Annotated in this window: 8 protein-coding genes and 1 pseudogene; 5 read left to right on the forward strand and 4 right to left on the reverse strand. The window is 70.5% G+C overall.

What is annotated here, in order from left to right:
- The 3 genes from minC to minE all read left to right on the forward strand — a co-directional run.
- Positions 1 to 347: septum site-determining protein MinC (minC, locus tag A612_RS01365; RefSeq protein WP_019372821.1), on the forward strand; the 347-nt coding region annotated here is incomplete at its 5' end.
- Between the two features lie 79 nt (positions 348 to 426).
- Entirely contained in the window at positions 427 to 1,242 is an 816-nt protein-coding gene (gene minD, locus A612_RS01370; protein ID WP_019372822.1) for a septum site-determining protein MinD, read from the forward strand.
- 6 nt (positions 1,243 to 1,248) lie between these two features.
- A complete protein-coding gene (gene minE / locus A612_RS01375) occupies positions 1,249 to 1,512 on the forward strand; it encodes a cell division topological specificity factor MinE (protein WP_019372823.1) in 264 nt (87 codons plus the stop codon).
- A gap of 28 nt (positions 1,513 to 1,540) precedes the next feature.
- Here minE and A612_RS01380 read toward each other — a convergent pair whose 3' ends face one another.
- The gene (locus A612_RS01380) at positions 1,541 to 2,101 is read right to left on the reverse strand and encodes a flavin reductase family protein (protein WP_019372824.1); all 561 of its coding nucleotides are present in this window, start codon (positions 2,099 to 2,101) and stop codon (positions 1,541 to 1,543) included.
- A gap of 128 nt (positions 2,102 to 2,229) precedes the next feature.
- Between A612_RS01380 and A612_RS01385 the strand changes: the two genes are divergently transcribed.
- On the forward strand, positions 2,230 to 3,420 hold the full coding sequence (locus A612_RS01385) for an ABC transporter substrate-binding protein (protein WP_019372825.1): 1,191 nt from the start codon (positions 2,230 to 2,232) through the stop codon (positions 3,418 to 3,420).
- 63 nt (positions 3,421 to 3,483) lie between these two features.
- Here the strand turns inward: A612_RS01385 and A612_RS01390 are convergent, their stop codons facing one another.
- Positions 3,484 to 4,824 carry a D-amino acid dehydrogenase gene (locus A612_RS01390; RefSeq protein WP_019372826.1) on the reverse strand — a complete coding sequence of 447 codons (1,341 nt, stop codon included), beginning with the start codon at positions 4,822 to 4,824 and terminating at the stop codon, positions 3,484 to 3,486.
- Between the two features lie 89 nt (positions 4,825 to 4,913).
- On the opposite strand from A612_RS01390, the gene A612_RS01395 reads away from it, so the two are divergent.
- A complete protein-coding gene (locus tag A612_RS01395; protein WP_019372827.1) occupies positions 4,914 to 5,837 on the forward strand; it encodes a LysR family transcriptional regulator ArgP in 924 nt (307 codons plus the stop codon).
- A 21-nt stretch (positions 5,838 to 5,858) separates the two neighbouring features.
- Here the strand turns inward: A612_RS01395 and A612_RS01400 are convergent, their stop codons facing one another.
- Both A612_RS01400 and A612_RS01405 read right to left on the reverse strand, forming a co-directional pair.
- Positions 5,859 to 6,281: a universal stress protein gene (locus tag A612_RS01400; RefSeq protein WP_019372828.1), complete on the reverse strand. Its 423-nt coding sequence runs from the start codon at positions 6,279 to 6,281 to the stop codon at positions 5,859 to 5,861.
- 58 nt (positions 6,282 to 6,339) lie between these two features.
- Positions 6,340 to 6,801 (reverse strand): annotated as a pseudogene (locus tag A612_RS01405) (metallophosphoesterase); the annotation flags it as partial.

Consider the following 6,801-nt stretch of genomic DNA (forward strand, 5'->3'; position numbering starts at 1 on the left):
CGGTCCCCGTCCCGGGGCCGGGCACGGTGGTCGTCGACCGGCCGCTGCGCTCGGGCCAGCAGGTCTATGCCCGCGGGGCGGACCTGGTGGTGCTCTCCATGGTCAGCTTCGGCGCCGAGGTCATTGCCGACGGCAACATCCATGTCTATGCGCCACTGCGCGGGCGGGCGATCGCCGGCGCGCGCGGCGACACCAGCGCGCGCATCTTCAGCACCTGCCTGGAGCCGCAGCTGGTCTCCATCGCCGGCATGTACCGCACCACCGAGACCGAGCTGCCGGACGAGGTGCGCGGCCGGCCCGCCCAGGTGCGCCTGGAGGGCGAGCGCATCCTGATCGAGCCGCTGTGACGGACCTGCCGCACGGCGCCTTCCACGATCATCCCCATCATCACCACAACGCAGAGCAACGCACAAGGAAAACGCACACATGGCCAAGATCGTCGTCGTGACCTCCGGCAAGGGGGGCGTGGGCAAGACCACCACCAGCGCTGCCTTTGCCTCGGGGCTGGCCCTGGCGGGCCACAAGACCGCCGTCATCGACTTCGATGTGGGCTTGCGCAACCTGGACCTGATCATGGGCTGCGAGCGCCGCGTGGTCTATGACTTCATCAACGTCATCCAGGGCGAGGCCAACCTGCACCAGGCCCTCATCAAGGACAAGCAGTGCGAGAACCTGTTCATCCTGGCCGCCAGCCAGACGCGCGACAAGGAGGCGCTCACGCTGGAAGGGGTGGAGAAGGTGCTCAAGGAACTGGCCGACATGGGCTTCGAGTACATCGTCTGCGACTCGCCCGCGGGCATCGAGAGCGGCGCGCTCTACGCCATGCACTTCGCCGACGAGGCGATCCTCGTGACCAACCCGGAAGTCTCCTCGGTGCGCGACTCCGACCGCATCCTCGGCATGCTGGCGAGCAAGACGCGCCGCGCCATCGACGGCGGCGAGGGCGTGCGCGAGCGGCTGCTGATCACGCGCTACAACCCCTTGCGCGTGCAGGACGGGCAGATGCTCAGCCTGGAGGACATCCAGGACATCCTGCGCATCCCGCTGATCGGCGTGATCCCGGAGTCGGAGGCGGTGCTGCAGGCCTCCAACCAGGGCCTGCCGGCGATCCACCTCAAGGGCAGCGACGTGGCCGAGGCCTACGCCGACGTGGTCGCGCGCTTCCTGGGCGAGGAGCGCCCGATGCGTTTCACGGATGCGCTGCGGCCCGGATTCTTCAAGCGCATCTTCGGGGGGAGGTAGCCAACGATGTCCCTGTTATCGCTGTTTCTGGGCGAGAAGAAAAAGACCGCCAGCGTCGCCAAGGAGCGGCTGCAGATCATCCTCGCGCACGAGAGGAGCGGCCGCGGCGGTGCGCAGCCCGACTACCTGCCGGCGCTGCAGCGCGAGCTGCTGGCCGTGATCTCCAAGTACGTGCAGATCGACTCCAGCGACCTGAAGGTGCACTTCGAGCGCCAGGAAAACCTGGAAGTGCTGGAAGTCAAGATCGAGCTGCCCGATCCGGGCCGCTGAGGCCCGCCGCCCGCGCGTTTGCCGCCGCCTACTTGTGCAGCGGGCGCGCGGCCTCGTCCGACAGCGCCCCCAGCGGGTGCTCGGTGTAGAACATGCCGCCGTGGTAGAGCAGCGGCGAGGCGTGTTCCAGGTGGCTGCAGCGCTCCACCTGGCCGACGAAGATGGTGTGGTCGCCCTCCACGTAGCGGCTGCGGTTGCGGCATTGGAACACCGCCGCGGCGCCCTCGAGCAGCGGCGCACCGCCCAGCCCCGCACTCCAGGCAAGACCGGCGAAACGATCGACGCCGCGCCGCGCGAAGCGCTCGGCCAGCTCGCGCTGCTCCACCGTCAGCACGTGGATGGCGTAGTGCGTGCTGCCGGCGAACAGGTCGTGCGAGCTGGTCTGGTGCGCCAGGCTCCACAGCACCAGCGGCGGGTGCAGCGACACCGAGTTGAAGGAGCTGGCCGTCAGGCCCACCGGCTCGCCTGCCGGACCGCGTGCGGTCACGATGGTCACGCCGGTGGCGAACATGCCCAGGGCGTCGCGGAACTCGCGGGCGGAGAAGGCGGCGGGCGGCGGGGAGGAGGAGAGGGGAGTCGGGCGGGTCACAGGCCCCCGATTATCGGGCGTCGCCCCGGCCGGCTGGGCGAGACCGTGGGTTTTGCCGCATTCCCCGCGCACGCTGCGCCCTTAAGCTTGCGCTTTCCATGGTCCTTACGGGGAAGAGGGGGGAAGGCATGCGCGCAACGGCATGGAGGAAAGCGGCTGCGGCCCTGGTCGTCGCTGCGCTGGCGGCGGTGGCCCAGGCCCAGCCCATCAAGGTGGGCGTGATCGGGCCGTTCTCCGGGCCGTCGTCGGATTTCGGCAAGCCCATGCTGCAGGGCATCCAGCTGGCCGTGGAGCAGTTCAACCAGGTGGGCGGCTACCTGGGCCGGCCGGTGGAGCTGGTCATCAAGGACGATGAGGCGGTGCCCGACGTGGGCCGCAAGCGCTCCGAGGAGCTGGCGGCCGAGGGCGTGGTCGCGGCACTGGGCTTTTGCAACACCGGGGTGGCCATGCCGTCCCTGGAGGTCTACCAGAAGGCGCAGCTGCCGCTGATCGTGCCCTGCGCCACCGGCACGCCCATCACGCGCGCCTACCCGCCCGAACAAAGCTACATCTTTCGCACCTCGGCGCCCGACAGCATCCAGGCGCCCTTCGTGGTGGCCGACATCGTGCGCCGGGGCTGGACGCGCGTGGCCATCTTCGCCGACGATACGGGCTACGGCCAGGCCGGGCGCAAGGACGTGGAGGCGGCCCTGGCGGCGCACAAGCTGGCGCCGGTGTACACCGTGAACTTCCCGCTGGGCGCGAAGAACCTGACGGCCGAGCTGGCGGCGGCGCGCGACGCGGGTGCGCAGGTCATCTTCAGCTACACCGTGGGGCCGGAGAACGCCGTCATCGGCCTCGGGCGCAAGGAGCTGGGCTGGAAGGTGCCGATGGTGGGCGGCTGGCCGCTGTCCTTTCCCTTCTTCCTGGAGGGCGCCAAGGACGCGGCCGAGGGGGCGATGATGGCCCAGACCTTCATCGCCGAGCCGAGCAACGAGCGCCGCGCCTCCTTCCTGAGCAACTACTCGCGCGCCTACCAGGGCCGCCCGGCCGTGCCGGTGGCAGCCGCCCAGGGCTACGACGCCGCCTACCTGCTGATGTATGCGCTGCTGGGGATTCGCGACGGCAAGTTCACTGGGCCGGCGGTCAAGCGCTCGCTGGAGAACCTGCCGCGCGTGTACTACGGGGTGGTGGCGACCTACGAGCGGCCCTTCTCCGAGCAGGAGAAGGACGCGATGACGCCCAGCATGCTCGTCATGGGCAAGGTGCAGAGCGGCGCCGTCACCTTCGCCTACCCGGAAGATGCCAGGCGCACGCTGATGGTGCAGCGCAAGCGCTGATCGGGCAGGCAAAAAAAAGGGCCGCTCGCGCGGCCCTCAAAAACCTCCTGCCGAGGTATCCGGTCACGCCAGGCGCAGCCCTCCGGCCGCGGTGCGGCCTTCGGCATCGCCGAGGAAGCGGAAGTCCATTGCCGGGCGCTCGCCGCTGATCAGCGCCGCCAGGGCCTTGCCCGAGCCGGCGCCGTGCGTCCAGCCGAGCGTGCCGTGGCCCGCGTTGACCCACAGACCGCGCACAGGGGTCTGGCCGATGAAGGGGATGTTCGTCGGCGTGGCGGGGCGCAGGCCGCACCAGTACTGCGGATTGCCCCCCTGCTCGGGCGTGCGCGTGTCGCACACCCCGGGCATGATTTCTTCGATGCGGCGCGACAGCATGTGGCAGCGCGCGCGCGCCACCGGGCTGTCGAGCGAGAGGTCGTAGCCACCCAGCTCGATGGTGCCGGCCACGCGCAACACGTTGCCCAGCCGGCTCATGGCGATCTTCTTGCCGTCGTCGATGGCCGAGACCATGGGCGCGGCCTCGGGCCGCAGGATCGGGAAGGTGGCGCTGTAGCCCTTGCCGGGGTAGATCGGGAGATCGACGCCGGCGCCGCGCAGCAGCGGGGCGCTCCAGCTGCCGCAGGCCACCACCACGGCGTCGCCCTGCAGGCGCTGCTCGGGCGGCGTGCCGCCCTGCGGGTCGCGCGCGCGGACGGTCACCGCACGGATGGCGCCGCCCTCGCGCTCCAGGCGAAGGACGTCGTGGCCATACAGGAAGCGCACGCCGCGCTCGGCGCTCAGACGCGCCAGCTCCTGGGTGAAGGTGCGCGCGTCGGCGCTCTCGTCGGTGCTGGTGAAGGTGCCGCCGGTGATGTGGGCTGCGTAGGGGGTGAAGGCGGGCTCGATGGCCAGCAGCTCCTCGCGGCTCACCAGGCGCCGCTGCACGCCGTACTGGCGCATCAGCTCCACCGCCTGGCCGGCTTCCTCGAAGGATTTCTGGTCGGTGTAGAAATGCGCGATGCCGCGCTCGAGGCGGTGGCACTCGATGCCGGTGGCCTGCAGCAACTCCTTGTGGGCCGCGTGGCTGTACGCGCCCAGGGCGACGATCTGCCGCACGTTGCGCGCGAAGGCCGCATCGTTGCACTGCGCCAGGAACTTCAGGCACCAGCTCCACTGGCGCCAGTCGAGCTGTGGGCGCAGCAGCAGCGGCGCCTCCTTGTCGAACATCCACTTGAGCGCCTTCCAGGGAGCATCGCGGTTGGCCCAGGGCTCGCAGTAGCTGACCGAGATCTGCGCCGCGTTGGCGTAGCTGGTCTCCAGCGCCGCGCCCGGCTGGCGGTCGACCACGGTCACCTCGTGCCCGCGCTCGCGCAGGTGCCACGCGGTGGAGATGCCGATGATGCCGGCGCCAAGAACGATGGTGTGCATGGCCACAAGTGTGGTACAAGGCGCGCGCAATCAAAAGCCTGATTAAACTTTGTCGAAATTCATCAGCCGAGCTAATAGCGTGCACCGCCATGTCGACCTTTGATCCCGCCGCCCTGGAATGCCTGGCCGCCATCGTCGAGGAGGGGGGCTTCGAGCGCGCCGCGCGGCGCCTGCACATCACGCAGTCGGCCGTCTCGCAGCGCCTGCGCGCGCTGGAGGCGCAGGTCGGCTCGGTGCTGGTGGTGCGCAGCCGCCCGCTGCGGCCGACCACGGCCGGGCAGCTGCTGCTCAAGCACACGCGCCAGCTGCGGCTGCTGCGCGCGGACCTGGAGCGCGACCTGCAGGAGCTGGCGCCCAGCACGCGCGGCGGCGCGCGCGAGGAGGAGCGCATCGCCATCGCCATCAACGCCGACAGCATCGCCACCTGGGCGCTGGATGCGCTGGGCGACCTGGCGCGCGACCGGCTGCCGCTGGAGATCATCGCCGACGACCAGGACTTCACGCAGGAATGGCTGCGCTCCGGCCAGGTGCTGGGCTGCGTGACCACGCTCCGGACGGCGCTGCGCGGCTGCCGGATGCTGCCGCTGGGGGCCATGCACTACGTGGCGGTGGCCGCTCCCTCCTTCGTGCGCCGGCACCTGCCGCAGGGCCTGACGGCCCACAGTTTTCGCGATGTGCCCTTCCTGTCGTTCAACCGCAAGGACGACATGCAGACCGAGTTCATCATGCGCACCTTCGGTCTCAGGCGCGCCGCTGTCACCCGCATGTTCGTGCCCAGCTCGGAGGGGCAGGTGCACGCCGCCGCCGCCGGCTGGGGCGTGGGGGTGGTGCCGGAGCTGCTGGCGCGGCCGCTGCTCGAGGACGGCCGGCTGGTGGACCTGGCGCCCGGCTCGAGCGTGGCGGTGCAGCTGTACTGGCACTCCTGGAACCTGGAGTCCGAGGTGCTGGACGCGCTGGCGGAGGCGCTGTGCAGCGCCGCCGCGCGCACGCTCGCGCAGCCGGCCGAGGCCTGAAGGCGCACCGGCCGGCGGTGTTCAGCGGATCAGCAGCACCGGCACGTCGCACTTGGCCAGCACCTGCGTGCTGACCGAGCCCATGACCAGCTTGCCCAGCGCGCTGTGGCCGTGCGTGCCCATGATGACCATGTCGAACTTGCCCGACTGCGCCACCTTGGCGATGGTGTCGCCGGCGCCGCCCACCTTGATCATGACCTTGGCGTCCACCCCGTGGCGCGACAGGAACTTGGTCACGGCCGCCAGCACCTTCTCGCCTTCTTCCTGGTAGTAGCGCTCCACCACGTCCTTGCCGAGCGCGGCGCGCGCGCGCGGGGGGAGCTGCGGCTGCACCGTCAGGGCGGTGTAGGTGTGGTCGGTGCCCAGCATCTCCTTGTGCGCCGCAAGATAGGCCAGCATCTTCTTGGTGTAGGGACTGCCGTCCACGGCGAGCAGGATGTTCATGGGGTTCCTCCGGTTGTCGTGTCTCGGTCAGCGCGGCCGCGCTGCGCGTATCCGCTGATCATACGGTGAGCAGGCAGTGGGGCCGGAAGGTCCACTGCTCGCCCCTGCCGCGGTAGCCCAGGGGGTTGGCGACCACGCGGCAGCGCCAGGCCGAGCCGTCCGCGCGCGTGCCGCTGGCCACGTAATCGCTGGGGGCGTGCAGGTGGCCGTGCAGCCACAGGTCGGCAGCCGGCAGCAGCCCGTCCAGCGCGTTGCAAAAGCCCGCCGTGCCCGGCACCAGGCCGTAGCGCGGATCGGCGCTGCGCAGGCTCGGCGCGAAGTGCGTGACCACCACCGTCGGGCCGTCGAAGGGCTGGGCCAGCGCGCCGCGCAGCCAGGCCTGGCAGGCCAGCGACTGCGCCCGCACGCCCTCGGCCAGGAAGGGCCGGCCGTGGCGCGTCCCGCCCGTCTTTTTCAGATAGAAGTTGGCGGCGCGGTAGGCCTTGGCGCGCTGGCGCAGGCGCTCCGCAGGTGGCCCGCC

It is taken from the genome of Melaminivora alkalimesophila (assembly GCF_000282995.1).
In the GTDB taxonomy this organism is placed as follows: domain Bacteria; phylum Pseudomonadota; class Gammaproteobacteria; order Burkholderiales; family Burkholderiaceae_C; genus Melaminivora; species Melaminivora alkalimesophila.

Excerpts from the sequence above, each read along its gene's own strand:
- minD (WP_019372822.1), top strand. The coding sequence starts at position 427 with ATGGCCAAGATCGTCGTCGTGACCTCCGGCAAGGGGGGCGTGGGCAAG.
- minE (WP_019372823.1), top strand. The coding sequence starts at position 1,249 with ATGTCCCTGTTATCGCTGTTTCTGGGCGAGAAGAAAAAGACCGCCAGC.
- A612_RS01385 (WP_019372825.1), top strand. The coding sequence starts at position 2,230 with ATGCGCGCAACGGCATGGAGGAAAGCGGCTGCGGCCCTGGTCGTCGCT.
- A612_RS01390 (WP_019372826.1), bottom strand. The coding sequence starts at position 4,824 with ATGCACACCATCGTTCTTGGCGCCGGCATCATCGGCATCTCCACCGCG.
- A612_RS01395 (WP_019372827.1), top strand. The coding sequence starts at position 4,914 with ATGTCGACCTTTGATCCCGCCGCCCTGGAATGCCTGGCCGCCATCGTC.
- A612_RS01400 (WP_019372828.1), bottom strand. The coding sequence starts at position 6,281 with ATGAACATCCTGCTCGCCGTGGACGGCAGTCCCTACACCAAGAAGATG.